This window comes from Paraburkholderia kirstenboschensis (assembly GCF_032806925.1).
GTDB classification, from domain to species: Bacteria; Pseudomonadota; Gammaproteobacteria; order Burkholderiales; family Burkholderiaceae; genus Paraburkholderia; species Paraburkholderia kirstenboschensis.
This window is the reverse complement of record NZ_CP136511.1, coordinates 542,332-566,550: the sequence shown is the minus strand read 5'-3', so window position 1 is coordinate 566,550 and position 24,219 is coordinate 542,332. Positions and strand designations below refer to the sequence as shown.

Sequence of the window (24,219 nt, the reverse complement as noted above, 5' to 3'; positions counted from 1 at the left end):
ATGATTTACCCTAGCCCCTGATAATTGACTGCATCGCCACCCCCAAAAATGAACAGACCGCACTTCGCCGACATCGCTCGCGACTTGACTGAGGGCATTGCGTCCGGCCGCTATCCGGTCGGCTCGTACCTGCCCACCGAACTTGAACTGCGCGACCACTATCAGACGAGCCGGCATACGGTTCGCGCAGCGCTGCACGAATTGCAGCAGTTGGGGTTCGTGTCGCGGCGCAAGAACGCCGGAACGCGCGTCGAATCGGCGCAGCCTAAGAACGAGTTTCGGCCGTCGCTCGCATCGGTGGACGATCTCGTGCAGTTCGGCTCCGAGCACTTGCGTCTGGTGCAATCGACGGAGGAGATCCTCGCAAGCGGCAAACTCGCTAAGACGCTGAAATGTGCAGACGGTGCGCGATGGCTGCGCGTTTCGAGCCTGCGCATCGACGGCGACAGAGAGAGTCCGCCGGTCGGTTGGACCGACGTGTATATCGACCCGGCCTATACGGAAGTCGCAGATGCTGCGCGAGCTCAACCGGATGCGCTTATCAGTTCGTTAATCGAAGCGCGTTATGGTCGCTGCATCGCGGAGATCCAGCAGGACGTGCACGCCGTGCTGATTTCGCAGGAGATGGCGGAAAGGCTGAAAGTCAAAAAGGGGATGGCGGCGCTTGAGATTGTGCGGCGCTACCTCGACTCGGCGGGGGAAACCTTTGAGGTGTCGATCAGTGTCCATCCGGCTGAACGCTTCTCCGTTTCGATGCGACTAAAGCGCTCCGACGCTTAGCCGTTGCAGGGGTTGTACGTGGACCAATCGGCCGCAGGTTGCGGCCAATTGGCTGTACCGATCGACAGCAACGCTTAAGGCAATCGCCGCTCGGTGACCGCTATGAATGTCATTGCTGACCGTGGAAACGTCTTGATGAAGGGCAGTTCAGGGTCGGGCTGCGTCAGTCCGCTCCCCAAACTCATCGCTCGAAAGCGGTCACCGGAATTCTGCGGCCCCGAAGCGGCCAGTCGGCAGTGCGTACTCCCGACCCGTTTCGGTCCTCGGAAATAAGTCCACTGCAAGGGCGGCTCTCTGACTGGGGACTAAACCGCTCGCGCGGTATGGGGCTCCGGTCCAATGCTAGTGGTTCTGGAGAGGAAGCCGACTCTGTTTTCATGTTGAAGGGCGAGGCAATCCGCCTCGTCGTTCAACGGGAGCAGAGTCATGACCCACACACCTCAGCCCATCAGTCCGCTGCGCCAGCGCATGACCGACGACATGCGCATGCGTCAGCTCGCACCGAAGACGCAGGCCGGTTATCTGCGTGTCGTACGCGAGTTCACGCGCTTTCCCGGACGCTCTCCTGACACCGCCACCGTCGAGGACCTGCGGCGCTACCAGTTGCATCTGGTCGACCACGGCGTGTCACCCGTGTCGCTCAATGCGGCGATCACCGGACTGAAGTTCTTCTTCGGGATCACGCTCCACGAGCCCGACCTGATGGCACGCATGCAACCCGTGCGCGTGCCTCGCGTCCTGCCGGTCGTGCTTAGCCCGGACGAAGTGGGCCGCCTGATTGCCGCCACCGGCAATCTGAAGCACCAGACCGCACTATCGGTCGCCTACGGTGCCGGCCTGCGCGCCAGTGAAGTGGTGGCGTTGAAGGTCGGCGACGTCGACGGCCAGCGCATGACCCTGCGCATTGAACAGGGCAAGGGCCGCAAGGATCGTTACGCCATGCTCTCGCCGGTGCTGCTCGAACGCCTGCGTGTCTGGTGGCGAGTGGCGCACGCGCAGGGCCGGATGCTGGAGCGCGGCTGGCTGTTTCCGGGCCTCGATCCGGTCGATGCGCCCAGCACGCGGCAGCTCAACCGCGCCCTCCATGCCGCCGCCGAAGCCGCGAACATCAACAAGCGTGTCTCGATGCACACGCTACGCCACAGCTTTGCGACCCACCTGCTGGAGCAGAAGGTCGACATCCGCGTGATCCAGGTTCTGCTGGGGCACAAGAAGCTGGAGACGACAGCACTCTATGCGCCGGTCGCCACCGACCTGCTGCGCGAGGTGATCAGTCCGCTGGAGAAACTGCAGAACAACGGCTGAACGCGGCGCACGGCCGTGCCCGAAGTCGCGGACGTGTTCCGCGCGCATGGGCCCGTGTGGCGACAGACCGCACAGCTGAGTCTGGGACAGCTGAAGGTCATGTCGGCGATCGAACAGTGCCGCAGCGCGGCGCTGGGTGGTCACGTGTTGCGCTGTTCCGGCTGCGAGCAGATCGAGGTTGCCTACAACTCCTGCCGTAACCGCCATTGCCCGAAGTGCCAGGCGAGCGCCGCGCACCGTTGGCTCGAAGCACGTCAGGCCGATCTGCTACCGGTCGAGTACTACCATGTCGTCTTTACATTGCCCGCCACGATCAGCGCGATCGCCTGGTACAACAAAGCGGTGCTCTACGGCCTGCTGTTCGACGTTGCCGCCGAAACCCTGCGCACTATCGCCGCCGACACAAAGCATCTGGGCGCGCAGGTCGGCGCGACACTCGTGCTGCACACGTGGGGCTCGGCGCTCACGCACCATCCTCACGTACACGGCATCGTTGCCGGCGGAGGCCTCTCGCCAGACGGTGAGCGGTGGGTCGCCTGCCGGCCCGGCTTCTTCCTGCCGGTACGTGTGCTGTCGCGGCTGTTCCGGCGGCGCTTCCTGGAAGAGCTCACCCATGCACATCGCCGGGGCCAGTTGCGTTTCTCTGGCGAGTACGCCGGGCTTGCCGATCCCACTGCCTTCGCACAGTGGCTCGCGCCGCTGCGTACGTGCGAATGGGTCGTATATGCGAAGCGCCCGTTCGCGGGACCGAAAGCGGTGCTTGCGTATCTGTCGCGCTACACGCATCGCGTGGCCATCTCCAATCAGCGGCTCATAGCACTCGACGAACGCGGCGTGACCTTCCGATGGAAGGACTATCGGGCCAGCGGCCGCACACGCCAGAAGACGATGACGCTTGAGCCACGGGAATTCATGCGGCGTTTCCTGCTGCATGTACTGCCTGTCGGCTTCCATCGGATTCGCCACTATGGTCTGCTGGCCAATCCCGTGCGTCGGCAGAATCTGGCTGCGATACGGGCGCTGCCAGACGTGCCAGCTTCCATTATTGTGAGCGAAGGTCCGTCACCGGGCACTCCCGCCCCGAAGTTCGTCTGCCGGCATTGCGGCGCGCCGATGATCATCATCGACATCCTCCTGCGCAGCCACCCAATTCGCGCTCCGCCCACTTGCCGAAGCAACGTATGAAGACGAATCACCCTGGCTGTCCAGACCGACTGTCGGCTCTTCGGCAACGAGCGCCAGGAGAAGACGCTTGTGCCTGTCGTTACCAGCAGACCTTGCCGCGCTCGCGACACCTCTACAGACGTGCAGCATGGATGCAGCAGAATATTTACGTGACCACCAAACCCTCGCTTCGACTGAAGATTGTGAGTCTCCGCAGTTCATGAGAGCACTTAAATCCCCATAGCTGCGCAATATTCCTGCCGTCCTGGACCACTCCGCGGTTTCCTCCCTCGAGCGTTGTCCAACGCCTGCCCGCATGCCTCGTCGTGTACTCACGCGGTGGCAGACATGGGCAGGCGTCGAACAACGCTTAACAACAGCGGACATTTCGCCTGCACCTTTGAGCCAACCGCCTTCACACGGCAGCGACGCCCCGCGGCCCGATTTCAGCAACCGGGCACCCTCCAAAATTCTCAAGCGTGTTCGGAGGACGGCCTAAGGGGGAAAGCGGAGGGCCGAGCACGGGCGCTGTCCTCACAGATTACCGGACCAATTTTCGGTCTGGGTGCGCTACAGTTCTGCCAAACCACACCGGGGGAAGACCATGAACAAATGGACCGTGCATTCTGTCGTCGCGCTTCTGGTCTGCGCTTGCAATGTCGCGGTCGCTGAGTCGCCTCCACCTCGCATTCTTCACTAGCCGCAAAAAATCGAACAACACCGGAGAGCGCTTATGCCGAAAGACCAAATCGAGGGCAAATGTATTTACTGTCCGAGCAATGGTCCCTTCAGTGCCGAGCACATGGTTCCAGCGGGCCTGGGCGCTGATGACAAGCGATTTATGCTTCGCAACATCGTGTGCAAGGTCTGCAATACAACGATCTTCTCTCCACTCGAACTGGAGTTCTTGCGAAGCTCGCCGACTGCAATCGGAAGAATATTTATGCAGGCGGAGGGGCGAAAGCGCGGTAGCAAGAAGAACCCACCGAAGTTTGATGCGAAGACGAAGGTTGTTATAACGCCGGAAGGCTACACGGCAGAGGCCGAGATCGGCTTCAAGGGTAAAGCGACGCTTCTCCCGCAACTGATTCTTGTTGATGAACACAAGTGCAGCGTGTCGGGTTCAGATAAAGACGGGTTCGCCGCATTCATCTCGCAGGCCCAAGAACTGTTGGGATCGTCAATAGCCTGCGTCAGCAAGATAACCGAAATCGGGCGGCGCAAGTTCCAGATTACGACTTTTGGCTGGGCGGAGTGCGGTTACGTTACCCGAGAACGGTCCGAAGCTGACGAGCTACCCGACGTTCGCATATGGCACTCGCCCATCGAGCCGGATGCCAATGGAAAATTTCCTTCAAACACCAGACTCTTCCGACGCCCCGACAATCAGATCGTATTGCGCCTTCGAAACGACCTCCCCCTCGACCGCGCATTGACCGCATTCCGAAAGGTCGTCGAGCAGCTAGACCTGACGGCAATCCAGAAAAGCGACATCCAGAATCCACTCATCAGCCTGAATTTTTCTGTCCAGCTGGACGTAACGGGGCGAGTACTCGCCAAGACCGGGTTGAACATGCTCGCGTATCTTTTAGGTGCCGACTATGTTGGACATCCTCAGTTTCAGGAGATCAAGAAGGCGATCAGAACCGGTGAGGCGCTTGTTCCACCCCACACGGAAGAGGCGAAAGCCCCATTCAAGTGGTTCTTTTCTGGGCTACCTGACACGCATCATGGTTTCTTGCTCTCTGCTCACCCATCGTCCGCAGGAACCTGAGGGATAGGTTTGGTAGCGAGGTTGTACGGTTCGCAGATCGAGGTTGTTAGTCTCGGGCATGGTCTGCCGCCCCCACCAATTCCTCTTCCCATTGTGTTCACCGTGGACTACAACGCACATTTGATCCAGCAATATGGCTTGATGGACTACATGCAGAGTTATCCAATCAAAGCGCAGTCACCCGCCCAAATTAGCACGGCTTGGCTGACGGGTCTCGTGCGACAGAGGCGTCAAACCGGCACTCGTTCGGGCTGTCACTGGTGGGGAAAGAGGGGGGCGGGGCTTGGGGTGCGCTCGCAACGAAAGAGGGTGGCGCTTCTGCGGCGCGCTCGCTATAACGCGGCTCGACAAAGACCGTGACCTTCTGCCGGGTGGGCGCCAAAGAGAATTGACGGCTTCGTGAAGACGGCATTCTGGCAAGTCCCCGACAATAAGCGGCCTCTCGAATACCTGTCTCGTGAGCGCGACGACCGGCAGCAATTGGCCGAACTTCGCCTGAGGACGAGCGGCTCAGAGCGACCCCGTTGCCGTCATACGGGTCGCCGCGCCGTCGACGGCCGCTCTCAAAGGATACTGTTGAAAAAGTCGCTGGTCGTCTATTTCATGAGGTTTTCAGGGGTCCTCTTACCCTTGGGCGGCATGTGCGAGCGGCTTATAGGCCGATCTGAGAGGTCAATATTCGCGCAGAACAACTGCTAAAACCTCCTCGGCGACTTTTTCAACAGTATCAAAGTCTAACGGCCATTCGCTAACGTAAGGTCGCTTCCGTCTTGTCGGAGTCACTGCAGAGCTGGAAAATTTCGTGCCCTTGTCGGATTGCTACAATCGGGTACCGAACGCGTCCGGGAGAAGGGGCGAGGCCCCTGCTTATAAGGCCAATGCACAAGACCGCCGTCAAAGCTATCGTCGTAGCCATCGGATTTGCCGCGATTGCGGCGCCGATCGCCTTCTCCGTCTACGCGGCGCGCGAGCTCTCCACACCATGCGCTACTGGTCCACGACCGACCAGCAGTGGCGTCCCTAGTTCCTGGATGCCGCAGCGCTGGCCGGACCTGCCGAGGGTGAGCAACGGCGGGGTGATTTCCGCCCGTCGGAACTGCTGGCCGGCCGAACAGTTTACTTCTGGGCAAACGACAGCCGCCCCGGCGCCTTGGTGTACCGGATGCGGGTGCTGGAGCGCAGCCCGCAGCGGATAGCGCTGGGCGAGGAAAATGTGTCGCCGGTCCGTGCCTTGGGACTGACAGTGTTTCGGCCGACTGCGCTGCAGACGGTAGTGTTTGCGCAGCGCCAGACGAACGACGTATGGGGTCTGTATATTCTCGCGCGTATCGATCGACAAGCCAGCAGTTTCGTTGCGAACGGGCACGAGGCCTCGACGGCGAATCGGGCGCTGGCACTTTTCCGGTATCTGGCTGACATTCCGACCGACGCGGAACCACCGGCTGCGATGATCCAGATCGTTATGCAACAGGTACCTGGCAGAACTATCACAATCGCATGCGATGCACTGCGAGCGTGCCAGTACGACTGTGTCAGTGCGACGTGAAGTCGCGTAGAAGATTGTTTCATCTGGCTGTGACCCGAAGGAAACCGATTGTTCCATCAGTCGTAACCTACCGTTGCATGCGGAATTAGTGACGGCTCCGTGTGAAGCCACCGGGACAATGTAACCCGCTCGTTGAGCGGCGGTAATCTCGCGAGAGAAAGTTGTTGTCTGCCAGCGCCGAGGCGGATGGGGTACTAGGTTGGGCAGTATGGTTAGCAGAAGCGAACTGCTGATAAACGTCGTCATCGTAAGCAAGCCAAAGGCGCTGTTAGGCTTGAGCCAACAGGCAAGCAGTCGGATGTCCCGCTTAACACTCGGGGCACACGGGCAATGCGACTGCCGGCGAATAGGCAGGACCTAACGTGCTCGTGCCTTCTACGCGGAACACGGTAAGCCCGATTGTCTGCCAGCGCCTCAGTTCGTCGTGGCAACGGCAGGTAACCCGCAAGGGAAACTGTCGGACAAGCGGGTATGAGAATGCGGAGCAAGCGAATGGCGGCATGTAACGGGTCGCATAGGGGTTCAAGATTTGCCCCGCCCCAAAGCGTGCAGACTTCCGCGTGATGCAGTTGTCGTAGGCCCACATTTGAGGTTCGACGGAGGGCAGCTTGAGATAGACGGGCAGGCTGCGGTTCAGCGCCCTCGTCTCAGCGATGAGGTGAATCGACGCTTCCCTCAATCGGCGAAGGCCTTCCTGGATCTGGCTCTGTAAAAGCATGCGAAGGCGGCTTGGCACGATAGCTGGCCGTCGTTTCAACCAAAAACGGAGGAGCGTGAAAATGATCGATTCAAGAAGCGAACTGTGGAGACGGAAGGGCGCAATGCTGGCCGCCGCCGGACTTCTGGTGTTATCGGGCGCGGCCCTCGCCACTACCCAGTCGCAACAGCGCCAACAAGGCAGGAATGCAAACCAGGCTGCCAAACACGAAGCGCGCACGGGCAAGGTCGACTGCCGGGCCGCGAACCAGAAGAGCAATTCGCAGTGCAGGCAGGACAAGCGCGGCACGAAACAGGAAGGTCGTCAGCAAAAAAGGGACATCAAGTACTGACGCAGAGTGCCGGTCGAATGCCGTCTTGCTGCAGCGGAGCAAGCATCGCCGCCCCGCAGGCTTTGTCGATCAGAACTTGAAGGTCACATTCAAGCCTGGTCCGCTAAAGCGCAGCGTTTGTACGAGCTGATTACCGGAGCCGTAAAATGCGAGGTACCGATATATCAGGCCGACATCAACCCACTTTGCCGCATAGGCGAGCCCTGTCAGCGCCTGCCATGTGAGCTTGGAGCTACCCGTCCCCACGTCGAGATAGAAGGGGATGTACCAGGCGCCGTCCTCGGTGATAGCTGCACGGCCGCGCACGCCCGCGAACCCGTCGAAGATGTTCTGCATCTGCGCAACATGAAAGTCCGAACTGGTCCCTGGGCCCGAGCCACCAGTCGTGCCGATTGCAGCGTCGAGTATTGCTTTCACACCGAGATAGCGCAACCCCGCGATCGCATCACGTGTCCCCACTCCTGACGCACAACAGTGCGACTGCCGCCCCAGTTGCACCAGCGTTCCCACGAAGCTCGTCTGAGCGTCCTGCTGTGTTTCACGCGTGCCGAGAACACCGCTCGTCGCGTTGACTGAGCTATCATGCCGGCCGAAGTTAAGGTAGATAGTGTCGGCGAAAACACACCCCGCTCGCCCTTGCGCGCCTGCCCCTGCAGCGTCAAGGCGAATCTGAGGTCCTGCAGATGGTTGTATCCGCCGCTAGACGCGTCGTCGGCGGCGCCGCCGCCGGGCACCGTGAATCGGAGCGTCCCGCTTACGGTGGGCAACCACAAGTAAGACCCCCACTGCGATCTGCTATTGCGCGCTGGAGTCGCCCGGAGGGGAGTCGGTCGCAAGCCCAGCCACTCAGCCTCCGTTACGCCGCCATTTTCTTCCCTCGATTAAACGGACGCTCACGGGCATCGACCGTTGGCGCGACGCAGATATTCCGCGCGGAGCGGCACGTCAAAAGCGCCGATCGTGACGATTCCCGTGGCCTAGATCTCGACCCGCGCGCCAAGTTCGATCACACGGTTGGCCGGCAGCTCGAAGAAGGCGGCGACATTGCCGACGTTATGCAGCATCACCGCGAAAAGCCGTTCGCGCCATAGCGCCATTCCGCGGCCGGGCTTCGGCACGAGCGCCGCGCGGCTCAGGAACCACGACGTTTCCGACGGCTCGAACGCGAGCCCTGCTGGCTTGCACGTCACGAGCGTCTGCGGCAGATCGACTTCGTCCTTGAACCCGTAGACAATCGTCACCTGATAGCAGCCCGGGCATAGCGGCTGGGCCGTCACACGCTCACTGTCGGGCACCCACGGCACCTCCTTCGTGACCACTGTCAGGAATACCACGCGTTCATGCAGCACCCGGTTGTGGAGCAGGTTGTTGACGAGCGCATGCGGCACCGCCTCCGGGTGCGGCGTCAGGAAAATCGCGGTGCCGCCCACACGGACCGGCGAGCGTTCGAGCAGCGATGTCAGGTAGGGTTTGAGCGGCGTCTTGCCGGCGCGCACGCGTGCTTCGGCCAGCATCATTTCCCAGCCGCGGCCCCAGGTCGCCATGATCGTAAACACCACCGCGCCGGTCACGAGCGGGAACCAGCCACCCTCGACAATCTTCAGCACGTTCGCAGAAAAGAACATCGCATCGATCACGAAGAAGAACGCGGTTGCGAATACGCACAGCAGCCAGTTGTAATGCCATGCGTACCGGACGACGAAGAAAGTCAGGAACGTCGTGATCAGCATCGTGCCGGTGACCGCGATGCCGTATGCGGAGCCGAGCGCTGTCGACGAGCCGAAGCCGAGCACCGCGGCAATCACGGCGGCGAGCAGTGTCCAGTTAATGCCGGGCACGTAGATCTGGCCGATTTCCTGCTCCGACGTGTGGACGACGTTCATCCGTGGCAAAAAGGAGAGCTGCATCGCCTGCTTCGTCATCGAGTAAGTGCCGGAGATCACGGCCTGCGACGCGATGACCGTTGAGATCGTCGCGAGCACAATCATCGGGAAGATCGCCCATTGCGGAAAAAGCCGATAGAACGGGTTCGACAGCGCGCCGGGATTGACGAGCAGCAGCGCTCCCTGACCGAAGTAATTGAGTACGAGCGACGGGAACACGATGCCGAACCAGGTGACGCGAATCGGACGCTTGCCGAAATGGCCCATGTCAGCGTACAGCGCTTCGGCGCCTGTCAGCGACAGCACGACGGCGCCGAGCGCGACGAAAGCAAGCCAGCGATGATGCAGGCAAAAGCCGAGCCCTTGCAGCGGATTAAGTGCAACCAGAATGACCGGCGCCGCGGCAATATTGACGAGCCCCGCGATGCCGATCACGACGAACCACGCTACCATCACCGGCCCGAACACTGCGCCAATGCCGCTCGTGCCGTGCTTTTGCATGACGAAGAGTACGACGAGCGCTGCCAGCGTGACCGGAATCACACACGACTTCAGCCCCGGCGCCGCGACCTCGAGGCCTTCGACGGCGCTCAGCACGGAGATCGCCGGCGTGATCACGCTGTCGCCGAAAAAGAGCGCAGCACCCATCACCCCGACGATGAGCAGCGCGCGGCGTAGCCGGGGGCGTGTCGCGACCGACGAAGCGGCGAGTGCGAGCAGCGCCATGATGCCACCTTCACCGTGGTTGTTCGCGCGCAGGATCAGTACGACGTATTTGAGCGAGACGACCACCATCAACGACCAGAAGATCAACGAGACGATGCCGACGATATTGAATGCGTTAAGCGGCAGCCCGTTGCCTGGAGCGAACACCGTGGACATTGTGTAGAGCGGGCTCGTGCCGATGTCGCCGTAGACCACGCCGAGCGCGGCAAGCGCAAGCGCCGGGAGGGCCTTCCGGTGCGGACCGGGCTCACCGACCCGGTCGGCGTCGGGCGCGGCGGATACGGAATGTCCCATGTCTCCGTCCTGATTCGGTGGTGCGCCAGCGCAACGGCCGCACGGGCCGCTGTGCCGCTGCGCGCCGTCGTTCGTTTCTTTATCGGGGCGATCACGATGCCGCCTGGGTTGCCGGTCGATCGCGGCTTTAGGCATTACGGTTACAGAAAGTATAGGAACTGCCCGCAAAAACGCCCCGCACGCGGCCCTCACGGTTCCACACTCACAGCGCTAGCGCGATCTGCTCCGTGCACGCTTCCTGGCGCTCACGGCTTGAGGCGCATCGTTACCCGCCAGGGCACCGCCGCCGTTTATCTGCTCCATCCACGACAATGCATCGACATGCGACGGGAACTGGCGGCGATAACCCAGGCAAGATCGCGCCATCAGCGAGAGCGACCGGTGCACGAGACTGCTCGAGTTGAGCGGACCGGCACGTCCGTAGATGGCTGACCTATGCCCTACGAGCGATCGGCCGTAGCGGATCCCACTGCGGCCAGTCAATCTCTCCGAAGCAGCCATCCAACGTTCGACATGAGTCACGTGCGCGGCTTGTCCGCGACTCGCCGCTCGATGAAGAGAAAAACGGATTGCCGTACGTTGAACCGGCGAGCGGCGTGGTGCTGCTTGTCCCCTGAGAGCGCTGCCGCGTTCGACAAGCCATCCGCAGCCCAGCATCAGATCGCCGAATTCTCAATCGCCTCAGTGGGCGCTTCCTTCGAGAAGTGTGCGTGGGGAGCAGCTGGTGAGGCGGCTTGCGTACTTCGCAATCCGCCCGCTGAACTCTCGCGCGCTGCCAGTCGCGAGACGAAGTTACTTCAGGTGAATGAGGACTGATCCCTCCGATATTTCAGGCGCGGCCGCGCCCGTGTTTCCGGCGTTCTTCTCGATCCAGTCCTTCGCCTTCTCCACGCTTTCATCAATGCCTGCCTTGTCCTGGCAGACAGTAACCGAGAATCCGCCATCGCCGCTGCGTGCGAGGGTGTAGCCGACAAAGCCTTTGACCGAACGCAGCAATTCTTCGACGTCAGCCGCTCGTTCCTCCAGCAGATCGAACAACTCCTTTGCACCCTTTCCGGAATATGTCCTTATAACAGTTTGCATGATTGGATCCTCCTGTTTGATGGACGAACGGGACGAGCACGCCACACAACCAATGTGTGCAGCTTCCTCGAACTGCTCTTTCCGACAGCGTCGAGTGTGTGCAACTCATTGAGAAGGCCGCGCACCTGATATCCGCGAGCCTTACCTAGTGTAGTAACTGTGCCGCCGCAGTAAACCCGGGAAGCGATGGAAAATCCTGGCGCCTTCACCCAACGTATGCAATTGGACAGACCTTGCTCTCCGGGCGGTCGGCCGCACCCGGACCCTCAACAGTCGTTTGCCGCAACGCGGCTCCGACGGCAGCTTCCAGGACAAAGTGGCCTTAGGCAGTTCGATAACCTCATCGGCCCAGCCTGACTGCTGTCGGCGAATGGGCCGATGAACGCGGGCAGCAATTTGCGCTCGAAGGCCACCACCCTCTTGCTACTCGCCTGAATTTTCCAGTCGAGCCGCCCGCTAAACCGGGACACGGTAACGCCGGGCGCACGGGAAATGTTCGCGGTCGCCGGACCCGCCTGGAGCTGCGGATCGACGACGGAAACGGACACGATAAAACCCGAGGCGCTCGGCGATGTCGTCCATGCCCGCAAGCGGGTCACGTATGTCTGGGATCGCCGGGGAAGGTCGCGGTCGCTAGTGGTGATACCAATCCTTCATAACGTCGACCTGCTCCGAATTCTTGCCATTCCAGCGCCAGGCGACTTTGTAATTCGCCCGGAAGTTTTCGTCCGAGAGCCGCTGGGCGTCGTCCTTGAGCCCGAGCCGTTTGAGATCGTCTGTTGGCACCGCTATGAGCTTATGGCCCCGGTTCTTCTCATCCGCATATTTCGGATTGCCCGGCACGGCAAATGCCTCCCTACTCGCTGGGTGGTCTGCGTAACCAACAAACACCTGAACCGTGTAGCCGCCTACGAGCGCGTCGGTGACTTTCAGGGTGTCACAGAACTGTTTGACGTAACTATCCGTCCCTTCGGGTGGTTCGGCTCCCAATGTGCAAGCGACGATGCAGACTTTCTTCAATTTCCAGCCCATCCCATTTGGGGCGGCCTCCTTCAGGAGTTTCGCCAATTTATCGACCGTCGTTTTCCCACGTGCTTCCCGGCCGCCCCTTCCGTGCAGGATGAGGTAGGCGCCCCATGTGAGATCCGTGGCTCCGCCGGTCTTCTTGCCTGCCTTATCTGCAGCCTCAAGTTTGCCTTTGGTGTCTTTCAGGTATCTCAGCTTTGAGTTTTGGCTCTCAAAAGGCATCAAAAATGCAGGCGTCATGCCATTTCCCTTGGCCTTGGCATCGGCCCCTTCGGACAGAGCAAGCTCGTCAGCGAGTCGACTCATTCTCTGTAGTTGCTTCTCCAGCAGCGCGTTCGCAGAAGGGGCCACCTCGCCGGCTTTGTCTTTGGACTTTCCAGCCTCATACAGGATAAGAAGGCGATCGACTTTCATGTGTCTCCCGGTCTTGGAATGATCCTATCAAGGAGTTCTAGATCATTCGGGTGAATGTGCAACCTGTCCTGAGATACGTTTCACCAATGAAAACGTGTCCTATGTGCTGCAGGCCGAAAACGCAGAAACCGCATCGCGGATAACGTGTCTACCACTGGTCGAACAGTAAGTGGCTGATCACTCATAACGAAACGCCGTCGCTACATCGTGCACGACACTTGGTGATCAGCTTGCCGGCGAAGGTTTGAACGTCCTCAGCCCGGCGCGGAACGGCCGTTGGAGCGTCCGCGGGCGCACGCCAGCGAATGGCAGAAGATGGCCGGGTTGAGGCGTTGCCCCCGGCAATTCGCTCGCGGGAAACCGGCCTATAAGGACCTCCCCGATTTAGCAAGATTGGTTTAGCGGATGATCGAACAAGTCTCCTTTGTCGTGAGAGGGGACGTATCTCGCAGGAATGGCGGCGAGACAGACTGCATGCCTATAAACGGCCTCGCTGGGCGCGCTGGCGTTGCTGCGCCCGGGCCCGGATAATAACCGCGCAGCAGGACTCCATTCATTGAGCGGCATTTGCACTGGGCGCATCGCCTTGCCGGTTTTCGAGTTCGCCTGCTGCCGGTCTGACCTGTCGCTATCCTTGCCTGTTGGGTCCTCGAGTTGGAAGTGAAATTGCTGTGGGCGTGGCGTTTCAGGGTTCGGGGCTTACGCGCTCGCCGCCCCGCCATGGCGGGCGGGCGCGTGCGATGGATCGAAACGTTCGCCCCTGGCGAGCACCGCCCACAGGACGCGGGCGTGCTTGTTGGCCACGGCAACGCGGGTCCGGGAGTAGCCCACGCGCGCCTGCAACTGAACGATCCAGCGGGAGAGCCGGTCGTTGCGTCGGGGCGCGGTGAGGACCGCGGAGCGCGCACCCTGGAACAATAGAGTGCGCAGATAGTCGTTACCCTGTCTGGTTATGCGCCCGAGCCGCTGCTTGCCGTCGCTGCTATTTTGCTTGGGCACGAGGCCGAGCCACGCGGCCATCTGCCTGCCGTTCTTGAATTGTGCTGCGTCAACGATGGTAGCCACGGCGGCCGAAGCGGTGACCGTCCCGACTCCGCACAGCTCCATGCAACGCTGTGCCTGGGAGTCGTGCTTGGCGTGGTCGCCGATCTGTCGATCCAGCCACGAAATCTCGTCGTCCAGCGTCTGCCATTGGGCCCAGCCACGCATGAGAGCCTGACGGGCCTGACCGTTGAGTTCGTTGTTGCCGTCCTCAATGTGCTCAACGAGGTGTTTGCGCAACTGGTTGATGCCTTGGGGCAGGAAGACACCGAACTCGCCCAGCAGCCCTCGCAACCGGTTCACGAGTGCGGTACGCTCCTCGACGAATCCGGTGCGCATGCGGTGGAGCACCAGCACGCTCTGCTGGGCGGGTGACTTCACAGGCACGAAGCGCATGTTGGGGCGACCCGCAGCCTCACAGACAGCTTCGGCATCCTGTGCATCGTTTTTTGTCTGGGCGCCACCTTTGCGGTAGGGCGCGACAAATTGCGGGGGAAGGAGCCGTACCTGATGTCCGAGTGCGCGCAGTCTACGGGCCCAGTAATGTGCGGCACTGCACGCTTCCATGGCGACGAGGCAGGGCTGCAGATTGGCGAACCAGCTGAGGAAGTGCTCACGGCGAACGGCTTTGCGGACCACGACGTGTTCCATGCCGTCGACTGCATGAATTTGCATGACGTTCTTCGCCAGATCCACGCCGACACGAGTAATCGTTTCCATGATTTCCCCCTCCCGGAAGGTTGTGTAGCACCAGCCATGATGGCACCGATCGGTGCCTATGCTGGGATCGGGGAGGTCCTTACTAATTCATTGAGCGGGGGCAAACGAGACCTTGGCTGATCAAACTGGATTTCGGCATCGACCGGCGGCTCCTGGCCGATCTCTGCCGGACGGCCACCGGTTGAATCCGCCACCCGTTCCCACCATTCGCCGACAGCCGACAACCGAGGGCGACGGCGCGTGTTTGATATAAAGCGGTCATTGGTGCCTCATCGCGGCAGCATCGAGCAGCGTGATCGTGCGCAGGCGGGCCATGCGCTGGCGCACCTGCCGCTCGAGCTCGATTGCGACACCGCAAGCAAAGGCGTCCAGCAGCCGCCAGATCAAATCCAAAGTCATATTCGAGAAGGTAAGCCGCAACACCGGGGTACCGGAACGATGACTAGATCATTACAGTCTTGTGCTGCGCCCACTTGAAGCCTGCGAACACGCTCGGGCATGCAGGGCGACCTCACCGCTTTTCCGCCACTTCGACATTCAATGCTTGCGATCCGTCGCGATTTCTGAGAAAACTCTTTCGATTTCGCAAACGTTTGCCGATTGCGTATCAAGTTCGGCGGCGTGCTGCCGTCAAACCGGATACAGCGTCCAACGACCACCGGGAGCGGTATTTGAAACAGATCGCACTGGGTGCGGTTCTCGTCGCTTTGGCCGGCTGCGCGCAACTGCCCGCAACCACCGCCACGCAAGCAGAGAAGCCGCCCGTATCGAATGAAGTGATCAGCTTTGCGATCCCGCCCGACGCGCTCGGCGCGCGTGATCCCCAGCTAACGGCCGTGCTGGTGAAAGCGGGCGCGCTCGCCGCCGCGCAAAAGCAGCCGACGACGATCCTCGTGACCGCCCTGGGCCAGGACTTCCCGTACCTGAACCAGGCGATATGGAAAGGCGTGCCTGCGCAGCACACGGCGAAGCTCAGCCTCGAAAACCTGACGGCCGGCGCGAATCAGCCGTATAGCGTGTCGATCAGGCCGACGCCTTGACCGCCCGCGCAACGACGCCTCAACGCCGTTATAAGGAAGTCAATATCATGTACCGGATTGCCGTTCTCGCAGCGAGCCTGTTGCTGGCTCCGCCGGCGTTTGCCGGTCAGCCGCTCGCCACAGCGATGCTTTCGACGACCGCCTCGACCAGCGCGGCCGCCGCCGCGGACAAAGTCTATCCGCCGCTGCCGACGCTCGCGATGCTGCCGCCCTCGACGGGCGATGATGACGAACCACTCGCGACGAAACCCACTACGAAGAAGCGCAAGACCCGCGTGCCCGATATACGGCCGACGACTCCAGCTGCGCGACTCGTCGTCTCCGACGCCTCGCGCGCCTACCTGAAGATCATCGACCACCAGCTCGACCTCGCGTCGGCCAGATAACCGTCGGCGCGTCCCGCCATCATCGCGGACCGTCACAACGGAGACATCCATCGTGTTCACTCAACGCTTCATTGCAGCGCTGGCCCTTGCCCTGTCCTGCGCCGCCGCACATGCCAACGATTGCTTCGAACAGGCCGCCGTCTATCAGGGCGTCAATCCGTCGATCCTGCGTGCGGTGGCCTGGCATGAGTCGAAAGGCGACCCGTCCGCCATCAACCGCAATGCAAACGGTTCGATCGACGTCGGCCAGTTGCAGATCAACTCCGTTCACTTCGGCGATCTGAAGCGCGAGGGCATCCCGCATCGCGCGCTCACCGATGCCTGCGTGAACATCTATGTCGCTGCGTGGCTGTTGAAGCAGAAGATGGTGAAGTACGGCAACACGTGGCGCGCGATCGGCGCGTATCACTCGGAGTCGCCGAAAGAGCGGGACGCATACGCGCGCAGCATTCAAAAGATTCTGCTGGCGTGGGGCGAATTGCAAGCTGCGCACTAGCCGCTGATCGTCACCATGCGTTACTGCTCGCGCGACCTGGTCGCCGGTGGCCAGGCGCGAGGTTCGTGGCGATCTGCCACGTGTAGACACGAGAGTAGTTGACGCCGAAGCCCGCGAGTATCAGTTCGCGCAAGCGGTTGCAGCCAAAGGTCTGCCGCTCTCCACCCAACGCCCGCGGATTATTGGCCCAGGGCGGCCTGGGCCCGCTGCAGCGACTCGCTGTTATGTTCGCGGGCATGTCGAGGCCAATGCCGGGCATCCTGCACAATCTCAGCGTAGAGTTCGCGCGCACGCTGGCGGTCGGCCTCGTCGGGCTGCACCGCTAGCCAATCGGCGTACAGGCAACGCGGTGCAGCGTCGCTTGCGCTTGCGAGCGCAATCTCGAACGCGGCGCGCGTGCCTGTCCCGCCAATCGCGGCCAGGGCCCGTGCATACAGCAAGGCAGGCTCCGGCTGCCGGCGGGTGAGCGGATGGGCGGCGAACAGTTTTTCCAGCGCGTCCTGCGTGGCCGTAGCACTACCATTGGCAAACTGCGCACGCGCCAGCCCCTGCAGTAACGCCGGATCGGATGAGAACGGCCCGCTGGCCGCCGCCTGGTAATGCTCCACGGCTTCGGCAGCATTTCCTGCATCGAGAGCGCTGCAGCCAGTCGCATGCGGTGTGCGACGGTCGGCGCACGATCGAAATCCATGCGCGCCTCGCGCACCGCCCGGTTGGGATCGACAAGCTGCGAGATGGCCCTGGTTGCCGTCCTTGCCCCACGCGACTGCCGCCGGGAAGGCAAGTAAATCACAAAGAAGTAGACCGCACTGCCAAGGCCAGGGAAAAGAAACAGGATCAGCAGCCAGTACATGTTCTGCTGGGTACGCATGGCATGCACCGCAAAGAACGGGGCGATGATGACGTAAAGGCTGATTCCGAAGATGCGCATTTACAGGAAGGTCAATTGTGGGGCGTCGCCGACGGTACGCCAGCGAAACGACAGAGCGATATTGTGACAGCAGCGCGCTGCCATGCCTGATAGCTCAGCCGCAGCCCTCCCGCGACCTGGCAGTTAGCCCGGCCCGCCACAGCAAATGCACATCATCCGGCCGACGCTGTCAGACCGGGCATCGCCCTTTGCGGACTTCCCGGTGCCGCTCATCGCGAGCTAACTACAGAAGGTTGCTTTCCTGCCGTTCGGACCGTTGCGGTCGCGAATGACTGGTCTCATCGCGAGCGAATGCGTACGCTCGACCCCACTCGGTCATTCGAATCATCGTTTAAGCAATGGCAGCTTCCGCTAGGATGCTGTTGAAAAAGTCGGCGACCGTCGAATCGCGAGGGTTTCATGGGTCGCTTTACCCTTACCCAAGGGCTGCGAGCGGCTTGTAGGCCGATCTGAGAGGTCGATTTCTTTGCTGTTGCACGACAAACCGTATGGCGCGACTTTTTCAACAGCATCGCTAGCCCGACGGTCATTCGCGGCTTCGCACCACGCGACAAATACTCCGACGACCGCGGTACGCGGGTGCCACCGGGGGGCGGTGACTCGAAACAATCACTTATCGCTACATCCCTTTGCGGGCGTGACAGTGTGCGTCGGCTGACCGAAGCTTACGGTAACTCATCTCGATGGCCATGGCAGTGGCTCCGCCACCGCCGATGTAAAGGCTAAACTGAGGTTGACCCGGTTTGACGGACAGATTTGTAGTCAGCGATTCGATTTGGTCTAGCCTCCGTTAAGCGTTGACTCGCGGGTTGTCCACCGCCGGGCGGCGGGTCGCTTCTCTCGACCCTGACGCCGCATCAGTTCCGTATACAGATGATTGGACATCGCCCAGCCAACGATGCGCCGGCTGAACACGTCGAGCACCACGGCCAGATACAGAAAGCCCTCGTCAGTCGGGATGTAGGTGGCATCTGCAACCCACAGCACGTTCATCGCATCAGCGCTGAACGTGCCGGCGTACCAGGTCGGGTGCGCGCCGTGCCCCCGCACGTTGCCGCGTGGTTCGTGGCCAGCGCCGCCGGCTGGCCCCACACAACCCTGCCATGCGCATGAGCCGCGCCACCCGCTTGCGTCCCACGTGCATGCCTTCGCGTGCGAGCTGCGCGTGGATACGTGGCGCGCCAGACGTCCCGCGCGAGCTCGCATGCAGCGTACGGATGCGCGCCAGCAGCAGCGCATCGCTGGATGCTTGCTGCGATGGCTCGCGTACCAGCCACGCGTAGAAACCGCTCGTCGAGACCCCGAGCAGCCGTGCCATCCTGGCAATGGGCCAGCGGGCCCGGTTCGCTTTCATGAATCCGTACCCTTCGGTGGCACGGCTCCCGTCTCTCTCGCGAACCAGGCCGCAGCCTGCGAGAGAATGTCGCGCTCCATTTTTAACTGGCGATTCTCACGGCGCAGACGCGTCAGTTCCTGCCGTTCAGCCGTGGTCAGCCCGTCATGCCGTACGCCAGCATCACGCTCAGCCTGCGCGCACCAGTTGACGATGGTCTGTGCCGTCGGTTCGAACTCCAGCGCGAGCTCCTGCGGTGTACGCCCGGCCTTGACCAATTCCACCATATGCGCCCGGAACTCCGCCGGGTACGGTGTACGAGTCTTGCCCATTTCGACACCTCCTCTTCAAAAAGAATAGGTGTCCGTTTTCACGGGTCAACTTCAAAACACAGAGATGAGTCTTGACCTACAGGCGTGCGACATCAAGCGGGTCAAGCTGGAACCCGCAGGTCTCGCGCCGATGCAGAGCGGCTCAAAGCAAATGAAGACCTGCCCCTATGCCTGCCCTGTTTCGTGCCAATCATCGATGGCGGCCCGGGATTTGTGCTCAAGTGCGCTGATCGCCATCAAAGGATCAATCTTAGCCCTAGGAAGAGTTAGTTCGATGCCTGCGGGCGCGCCTTTCTTCGCATCACCGTCGGTACGTTCGATAAGGGCATGACATACCCACTGAACGCCAAGCTCGTCCGCCACAGCATCGGCAGTCACCCGAAATCCACGATGTTCGAAAGCCACAAACGCTCCTGAAAAGTTATGAAATATTGGGCCCTCGACGGTCTATCCGGCAAGGTCCATGAAAAACCTGACACGGAAGCTCAACACCCTGCGGTGAAGCTGCCCGTTCCATTCTTGGGCCAGATCTTCGTCATCATTCTGACTAACGCGCTCTCGGCAATGCGTAAGGCCAACGTCAACATGATGCGACGCGCGTCAGTTGAGAGAGCAGTGTCGCAGGAGTTGATGGCCGCGAGAGCGCGTTGACACCGCAAATTGGGCGCACTCCTGATCTGAAGCACCCGTCCCATTGACGGGGTTGGCTGTCGAGCGCTTCGCAGTAGTCGATCCGCGCGCGGCTCCATTTGTGTGGCTCTCAAGGCCATTTCGCCCCGCTGTTAGCGCGACTCCAAGAGTACGGCGGGAAGACCGGATGAGGAGTTCCGTGTCGCACCAGCCGACGCAACCACCCGTCGTGATATGTATTGTCGGGGACGCTGCACGTGCCGTCACCCGCGATTCAGGCAAATAGCGTTCTCACGAATGCGAATAATCAGATCCTGTCCGCACGGCATGAGAGCGTTCGATACCTATTTTTTGGGGCGAGTTGTTGGGCGTTTCGTTGTAAGGCAAGTCTCGCGGGACTCAAGGTGGCGGCGAGCCGAGGGCATGATCTGAGGCAGTGAGGCCAACGATTCGATTGACATGATTCGAGCACGAAGGTCCGTTGCCTGGACGGAGCGGACCTGCGAATGCCCGTGTGAACTCGTGGGCCAACGACCGTAGTTGGCCGCTTCCAGCCCCGCACAGGCAGGACTCCAGCTTTCATCGATGACGCACTACTCAGCCGTTGGAGCGCCGCCACGCGCTCAGGTGGCGGATAACGGCCCGGTCGTCGCCTCTCTGCTCGTGAAGCCGCGTCAGGTGGCGCAACGCTTCTTCGTTGCCAGGGTTGATTTCAAGGCAGCGTGCGTAGGCCTCTGCGGCCTTGTCAAGCCGCCCGAGTTCTTCGAGCAACATGGCGTGGTTTAACACCGCCTGGTCGTTTTTACCGTTGATCTCGACGCAGCGCAGATAGCTGGCTGCGGCCTCTTCAAGCCGCCCGGCTTCTTCAAGCAGCACGGCGCGGTTGGCATGCAGCAGTTCAGCATCCGAGAAATGCTGCAGCGCCTCGTCGAAGACCTCCAGCGCGTGTGCGCAACGGCTTTGATCCCCGGCCAGCAGCGCACCCAGGTTGTTATAGGCGTGGAAGTCAGGCTCCGGCGACAGTTCGATCGCCTTGCGGTACGCCGCTTCTGCGCCCACAGGGTCCGTTTACTGAAGTTGCTCCGCGAGCGAATACCAGTTCTCCGACTGTTTGCGGCGGGCGCTCAGACTTGTGGGGGCGTTATCGAGGAATGTCACCTCACCTTTGACGTCCGCGATTTCAAAATCCAGCAGTAGCTGTCCTGAGACGGCATCCCACTGGGATTCGCCAGAGATCACGGCCACCGCGTCGCCCACTGCGGTTATACGGACGCCGGAGAGGGGCGCGGAATCGGGCAACTGATCCTTGATGCGTGACAGCGCCCTGAGAATGCGGCGTGGGGGTATCCGCGATCCGCGCAGTTTCAGTGCCGTGCGCAGCAGCACAACGTCGCGGAAGCTGAAGCGCAAATTGTTGCGCGCGCCGTTCGACGGCCGCGCGAAGCCCGCGTCGATGAGCATCCGTACGGCGCGGCGCGAGACGCCGAGCAGCGACTGCACTTCCCGCATTGAGAAGGTATGCATGGCCGAGCCGTCCGTCACCGCCGGGCGCGAGTCCTGGCAGGCGCGGCGACCGGTTCCTCGACCTTCACGGCGCGCTTCACGGTCTTTCGCGGCGTGGCGGGCAGTTCCGCGACCGGAGCAGCAGATTTCGTACGAGCGGGCGAGGGAGTCCGCTTCATGTTCCTCGCAAGGCTGGCGCGCAGCGCTTCTCAGGTCAATGACCTGGCCGGTATCAGCCGCAACATCGTCGTGCGGCGTCACGATCTGCTTGCCTTCGATCTTTGCGTCGATCGCTTCGAGCACGCGTTTCTTTTCCTTGTCCTCGTACTGGTCTGGCTCATAGCTCTCGGTTTCGCCCTGTTCGATAATCTTCAGGGCAAGCTGCAATTCATTGTCGGTGACTGGCGTGTCCTCGATGTCCAGGTCTTTGAGGGAGCGGACAGCGTCGCCCCACAGCAGTTGCTGGAGGATAAGTCCGTCGTCGGTTGCCCGCACCTGCACCATATGCGTCTTGGCCTTCCAGTTCCAGCTGGCCAGCGCGCATCGCTTGCTAGCGAGCAGAGCCTTCTTCAGCAGGCAGTACGGCTTGCCGCCGCGTTTGTCGGGCGCGACGAAATACGCCTTATCGTAAATAGACGGGGTCGATGGAGCGGTCAGGCAGAAAGGCCAGAATCTCAACGATGTGGCTTGGGCTTTCCTCCAGCGCCTTCAGTTCGTCCTTCGTGAAAACGACGAGCTTGTCTTTTTCGAACTCATAGTCTTTTTGCATCTCGGCGCGCTCGACCACCTTTCCTGTGGCTTTCGACACGTATTGTTGCTGGACGCGCGAGCCGTCTGGAGCGAGTAGATTAAAGCTGATGCTTTCCGACGCTGACGTCGCCGAATACAGGCGCACAGGGATCGACACCAGTCCAAAGGAGAGCGAGAGCGATGCAATCGAACGGGGAGCCATGGAAGTCTCCTGTTGAACAGAAGAAAAAGGGCGTCTGAGCGCTACGGCGCCGATGCAGAGAGGTTAGCACTCGTTCGCCCGGCTGTGGTTGGTCAACAACAGCAGGGCGCGTTCCCGCGCGAGACAGGCGCGGAGCTTGCTGCGAGCTTGCGGTCACCTCGAACAACAGGAGAGCCCAAATGGCAAATCAGCACAAGCCCGGTGAGAGAAGCGCCAACCCGCGGAGCAAAGCGTTTAGATGCCGCTTCTCATCTGCAGCCAGCGTGAACTATGAAAGGAAGCTCACGCGCGGGAGGTCGCCATGTGGGTATGCAACGGCTGTCGGATGCTGACGACGCTGGAGGTCGCCGAGCCAAATATGGATGACGAAGGACTCTACTTCACATGCCCGGTTTGTCACCGTCGCAATCCGTTGGTGGCCCTCCGCCAACCGCTCGGTCGATTGCACTTGTCGTCAAAGCGAAGAAGGTAGCCTTCGGCGAGAGCTATCTGGTCCAGCAGGGCTCGCTGTGAAAGCAGGAATGAGGCGATCACGAACACGATTGGCAACGTAAATCCTCCCCAAGAACTCTCAAGCAGTAACCGCCCTGTGCAGTCGGTGCGAGTGAGCGCATCTTTAAAAATAGCGATCGAAAGACCTAAGCCCGCGTTTGCGTAGGTCAGAATCGCTTTATCGAAGTTCTCAGCGTTTGAAAGATGGCGCTTGTCGATTTCGGTGCGATAAGCGTTAAATATTGCGCTTCTGGCTGCTATGTCTTCCGGACCTGGCTCGCACAACTCGCCATCGTCTATCAGCACAGTTCGCTTTTGATCGCCGATGTACTTTCTCACCGGAAACTCCAAGATCGAGGGCCAAGGAAGGCGATTGTTCGACTCACCTTTGTCAAGGCGAGGCTTTTAACAAGGTCTGTTTGTAACCACATCCAGCTCGCCCGCCGACGGTTGCAACCCGTCCCGAAGGTACACCCAACTGAGCCGGCACAAAACCATTTAGGCCGAAGCTTCTCTCGGTGACAGAGTTCGACAATTGCATAACGGTCGTTCGACCATGGTGGCCCACCGTCGCTTTCGGGTCGGTAGCGGGCCGCTCGAGATGGAGCAGACTTGCCGGGGCTAACACCAAGACATTGCAGACAGCTTCCAGGGAACTATGTAGACACTTCAGAGCCGCCACCACCGCGTGGGAACCTCGGATGAACAGGCAGCTCACGCCATGACCAAACCGAGCGTGCTGTGCCGCTCAGTCGGTCGAAGCGCCAAAGCAGCCGCCGCACGAACGCGCCCGGCCCAATCGCAAGCGCCCGGCACTCACTGTCGCCTCACCACCGCAGTCGCACCGGCAAACCCACAAACCATCGCCAGCGTACCGATCCGTCGTCAACTGGCCGAACACCTCGCCGCCCCGCAGCGCAGGTGAGTCCGGTCGGGACCGCCACACACGACGCTGCTCACGGCAGCCGCAATCCCGCGTTCGGCCGCGCTCCACCGCATCCAGCCCGGCGGTCACGTGGCCGCCGCACCGGCACTTCCAGAGCCACACGTCAGCGCCGCGGTATTGAAGCGCGACAAGATCGCCGAAGGTGCGACCAGCGACATCGCGACTCGGCGGAAAGGGCCATTCAGGCGGCAAGGGGGGACGGATACGCTGGTTCACGAAAGGAAAATGGGATTGGGCATCCTACTTTCAAGCGTAACCGCCTTCGATTCGCGGGCTTGCGGCTAAGCAAAGGGGGTGCAGAGCGGGCCCATACGGTCGGTGTGGCGGCACCTCGTTACGGGAAGTGCGTGCGCATTTTGGCACCTCGCGCACA

At 61.0% G+C, this 24,219-nt stretch carries 22 protein-coding genes and 3 pseudogenes; 9 read left to right on the top strand and 16 right to left on the bottom strand.

From position 1 onward, the window contains the following. The first annotated feature begins 48 nt into the window (after positions 1 to 48). The 6 genes from RW095_RS02880 to RW095_RS02855 all read left to right on the top strand — a co-directional run bounded on the left by RW095_RS02880 (position 49) and on the right by RW095_RS02855 (position 7,618). Positions 49 to 780, top strand: coding sequence for a GntR family transcriptional regulator (locus RW095_RS02880; protein WP_317016324.1), 732 nt, complete (start codon positions 49 to 51; stop codon positions 778 to 780). Between the two features lie 426 nt (positions 781 to 1,206). Then, entirely contained in the window at positions 1,207 to 2,085 is an 879-nt protein-coding gene (locus RW095_RS02875; protein ID WP_317014806.1) for a tyrosine-type recombinase/integrase, read from the top strand. 15 nt (positions 2,086 to 2,100) lie between these two features. Beyond that, positions 2,101 to 3,270, top strand: a complete 1,170-nt coding sequence (locus RW095_RS02870; RefSeq protein ID WP_317016322.1) for an IS91 family transposase — start codon at positions 2,101 to 2,103, stop codon at positions 3,268 to 3,270. A gap of 712 nt (positions 3,271 to 3,982) precedes the next feature. Continuing rightward, positions 3,983 to 5,023: a hypothetical protein gene (locus tag RW095_RS02865; protein WP_317016321.1), complete on the top strand. Its 1,041-nt coding sequence runs from the start codon at positions 3,983 to 3,985 to the stop codon at positions 5,021 to 5,023. Between the two features lie 1,162 nt (positions 5,024 to 6,185). After that, positions 6,186 to 6,569: a hypothetical protein gene (locus RW095_RS02860; RefSeq protein WP_394365033.1), complete on the top strand. Its 384-nt coding sequence runs from the start codon at positions 6,186 to 6,188 to the stop codon at positions 6,567 to 6,569. Between the two features lie 779 nt (positions 6,570 to 7,348). Further along, entirely contained in the window at positions 7,349 to 7,618 is a 270-nt protein-coding gene (locus tag RW095_RS02855; protein WP_131321062.1) for a hypothetical protein, read from the top strand. 69 nt (positions 7,619 to 7,687) lie between these two features. Here RW095_RS02855 and RW095_RS02850 read toward each other — a convergent pair whose 3' ends face one another. The 7 genes from RW095_RS02850 to RW095_RS02820 form a co-directional block, all read right to left on the bottom strand. Continuing rightward, the gene (locus RW095_RS02850) at positions 7,688 to 8,128 is read right to left on the bottom strand and encodes a hypothetical protein (RefSeq protein ID WP_317016320.1); all 441 of its coding nucleotides are present in this window, start codon (positions 8,126 to 8,128) and stop codon (positions 7,688 to 7,690) included. Between the two features lie 467 nt (positions 8,129 to 8,595). Beyond that, positions 8,596 to 10,521 (bottom strand): potassium transporter Kup, encoded by a 1,926-nt coding sequence (locus RW095_RS02845; protein WP_317016319.1) that lies wholly within the window; start codon positions 10,519 to 10,521, stop codon positions 8,596 to 8,598. A gap of 210 nt (positions 10,522 to 10,731) precedes the next feature. Further along, the gene (locus RW095_RS02840; RefSeq protein WP_394365032.1) at positions 10,732 to 11,022 is read right to left on the bottom strand and encodes a DUF2894 domain-containing protein; all 291 of its coding nucleotides are present in this window, start codon (positions 11,020 to 11,022) and stop codon (positions 10,732 to 10,734) included. Between the two features lie 291 nt (positions 11,023 to 11,313). After that, positions 11,314 to 11,604 carry a hypothetical protein gene (locus tag RW095_RS02835; RefSeq protein WP_317016317.1) on the bottom strand — a complete coding sequence of 97 codons (291 nt, stop codon included), beginning with the start codon at positions 11,602 to 11,604 and terminating at the stop codon, positions 11,314 to 11,316. Between the two features lie 633 nt (positions 11,605 to 12,237). Beyond that, on the bottom strand, positions 12,238 to 13,044 hold the full coding sequence (locus RW095_RS02830) for a hypothetical protein (protein ID WP_317016316.1): 807 nt from the start codon (positions 13,042 to 13,044) through the stop codon (positions 12,238 to 12,240). A 699-nt stretch (positions 13,045 to 13,743) separates the two neighbouring features. After that, a complete protein-coding gene (locus RW095_RS02825) occupies positions 13,744 to 14,805 on the bottom strand; it encodes an IS110 family RNA-guided transposase (protein ID WP_317016314.1) in 1,062 nt (353 codons plus the stop codon). Positions 14,806 to 15,063: 258 nt separating this feature from the next. Then, entirely contained in the window at positions 15,064 to 15,198 is a 135-nt protein-coding gene (locus RW095_RS02820) for a hypothetical protein (RefSeq protein ID WP_449406533.1), read from the bottom strand. Between the two features lie 278 nt (positions 15,199 to 15,476). Here RW095_RS02820 and RW095_RS02815 point away from each other — a divergent pair, with 278 nt between their 5' ends. From RW095_RS02815 to RW095_RS02805, 3 genes are read left to right on the top strand one after another with little or no spacing between them, the layout of a single operon-like run. Then, positions 15,477 to 15,845 carry a hypothetical protein gene (locus tag RW095_RS02815; protein ID WP_317016313.1) on the top strand — a complete coding sequence of 123 codons (369 nt, stop codon included), beginning with the start codon at positions 15,477 to 15,479 and terminating at the stop codon, positions 15,843 to 15,845. 47 nt (positions 15,846 to 15,892) lie between these two features. After that, on the top strand, positions 15,893 to 16,231 hold the full coding sequence (locus RW095_RS02810) for a hypothetical protein (protein WP_317016311.1): 339 nt from the start codon (positions 15,893 to 15,895) through the stop codon (positions 16,229 to 16,231). A 49-nt stretch (positions 16,232 to 16,280) separates the two neighbouring features. Beyond that, a complete protein-coding gene (locus RW095_RS02805) occupies positions 16,281 to 16,727 on the top strand; it encodes a lytic transglycosylase domain-containing protein (protein ID WP_394365065.1) in 447 nt (148 codons plus the stop codon). Between the two features lie 179 nt (positions 16,728 to 16,906). Here the strand turns inward: RW095_RS02805 and RW095_RS02800 are convergent. The 9 genes and pseudogenes from RW095_RS02800 to RW095_RS02760 all read right to left on the bottom strand — a co-directional run bounded on the left by RW095_RS02800 (position 16,907) and on the right by RW095_RS02760 (position 23,239). Further along, positions 16,907 to 17,658, bottom strand: a pseudogene (locus RW095_RS02800) (hypothetical protein). A gap of 780 nt (positions 17,659 to 18,438) precedes the next feature. Continuing rightward, positions 18,439 to 18,651 (bottom strand): DDE-type integrase/transposase/recombinase, encoded by a 213-nt coding sequence (locus RW095_RS02795; protein WP_317016308.1) that lies wholly within the window; start codon positions 18,649 to 18,651, stop codon positions 18,439 to 18,441. Between the two features lie 4 nt (positions 18,652 to 18,655). Beyond that, complete coding sequence (locus tag RW095_RS02790; protein WP_317016306.1) at positions 18,656 to 19,012, bottom strand: IS3 family transposase; 357 nt, start codon at positions 19,010 to 19,012, stop codon at positions 18,656 to 18,658. Next, positions 19,009 to 19,323 carry a transposase gene (locus RW095_RS02785; protein ID WP_317016305.1) on the bottom strand — a complete coding sequence of 105 codons (315 nt, stop codon included), beginning with the start codon at positions 19,321 to 19,323 and terminating at the stop codon, positions 19,009 to 19,011. The genes RW095_RS02790 and RW095_RS02785 overlap by 4 nt, the downstream gene beginning before the upstream one ends. 165 nt (positions 19,324 to 19,488) lie before the next feature. Beyond that, a complete protein-coding gene (locus tag RW095_RS02780) occupies positions 19,489 to 19,728 on the bottom strand; it encodes a hypothetical protein (protein WP_317016303.1) in 240 nt (79 codons plus the stop codon). An 822-nt stretch (positions 19,729 to 20,550) separates the two neighbouring features. Beyond that, positions 20,551 to 21,012, bottom strand: coding sequence for a tetratricopeptide repeat protein (locus tag RW095_RS02775; RefSeq protein ID WP_317016302.1), 462 nt, complete (start codon positions 21,010 to 21,012; stop codon positions 20,551 to 20,553). Positions 21,013 to 21,021: 9 nt separating this feature from the next. Continuing rightward, positions 21,022 to 21,456, bottom strand: a pseudogene (locus RW095_RS02770) (MerR family transcriptional regulator); the annotation flags it as partial. A 35-nt stretch (positions 21,457 to 21,491) separates the two neighbouring features. Further along, a pseudogene (ku, locus tag RW095_RS02765) lies at positions 21,492 to 22,408 on the bottom strand (non-homologous end joining protein Ku). Positions 22,409 to 22,804: 396 nt separating this feature from the next. Beyond that, a complete protein-coding gene (locus tag RW095_RS02760; protein WP_317016299.1) occupies positions 22,805 to 23,239 on the bottom strand; it encodes a hypothetical protein in 435 nt (144 codons plus the stop codon). Positions 23,240 to 24,219 lie beyond the last annotated feature (980 nt).

Excerpts from the sequence above, each read along its gene's own strand:
- RW095_RS02860 (WP_394365033.1), top strand. The coding sequence starts at position 6,186 with ATGCGGGTGCTGGAGCGCAGCCCGCAGCGGATAGCGCTGGGCGAGGAA.
- RW095_RS02855 (WP_131321062.1), top strand. The coding sequence starts at position 7,349 with ATGATCGATTCAAGAAGCGAACTGTGGAGACGGAAGGGCGCAATGCTG.
- RW095_RS02785 (WP_317016305.1), bottom strand. The coding sequence starts at position 19,323 with ATGGGCAAGACTCGTACACCGTACCCGGCGGAGTTCCGGGCGCATATG.
- RW095_RS02830 (WP_317016316.1), bottom strand. The coding sequence starts at position 13,044 with ATGAAAGTCGATCGCCTTCTTATCCTGTATGAGGCTGGAAAGTCCAAA.
- RW095_RS02840 (WP_394365032.1), bottom strand. The coding sequence starts at position 11,022 with ATGGCTGCTTCGGAGAGATTGACTGGCCGCAGTGGGATCCGCTACGGC.
- RW095_RS02865 (WP_317016321.1), top strand. The coding sequence starts at position 3,983 with ATGCCGAAAGACCAAATCGAGGGCAAATGTATTTACTGTCCGAGCAAT.
- RW095_RS02845 (WP_317016319.1), bottom strand. The coding sequence starts at position 10,521 with ATGGGACATTCCGTATCCGCCGCGCCCGACGCCGACCGGGTCGGTGAG.
- RW095_RS02795 (WP_317016308.1), bottom strand. The coding sequence starts at position 18,651 with ATGAACGTGCTGTGGGTTGCAGATGCCACCTACATCCCGACTGACGAG.
- RW095_RS02880 (WP_317016324.1), top strand. The coding sequence starts at position 49 with ATGAACAGACCGCACTTCGCCGACATCGCTCGCGACTTGACTGAGGGC.
- RW095_RS02825 (WP_317016314.1), bottom strand. The coding sequence starts at position 14,805 with ATGGAAACGATTACTCGTGTCGGCGTGGATCTGGCGAAGAACGTCATG.
- RW095_RS02810 (WP_317016311.1), top strand. The coding sequence starts at position 15,893 with ATGTACCGGATTGCCGTTCTCGCAGCGAGCCTGTTGCTGGCTCCGCCG.
- RW095_RS02790 (WP_317016306.1), bottom strand. The coding sequence starts at position 19,012 with ATGAAAGCGAACCGGGCCCGCTGGCCCATTGCCAGGATGGCACGGCTG.
- RW095_RS02875 (WP_317014806.1), top strand. The coding sequence starts at position 1,207 with ATGACCCACACACCTCAGCCCATCAGTCCGCTGCGCCAGCGCATGACC.
- RW095_RS02835 (WP_317016317.1), bottom strand. The coding sequence starts at position 11,604 with ATGCAAACTGTTATAAGGACATATTCCGGAAAGGGTGCAAAGGAGTTG.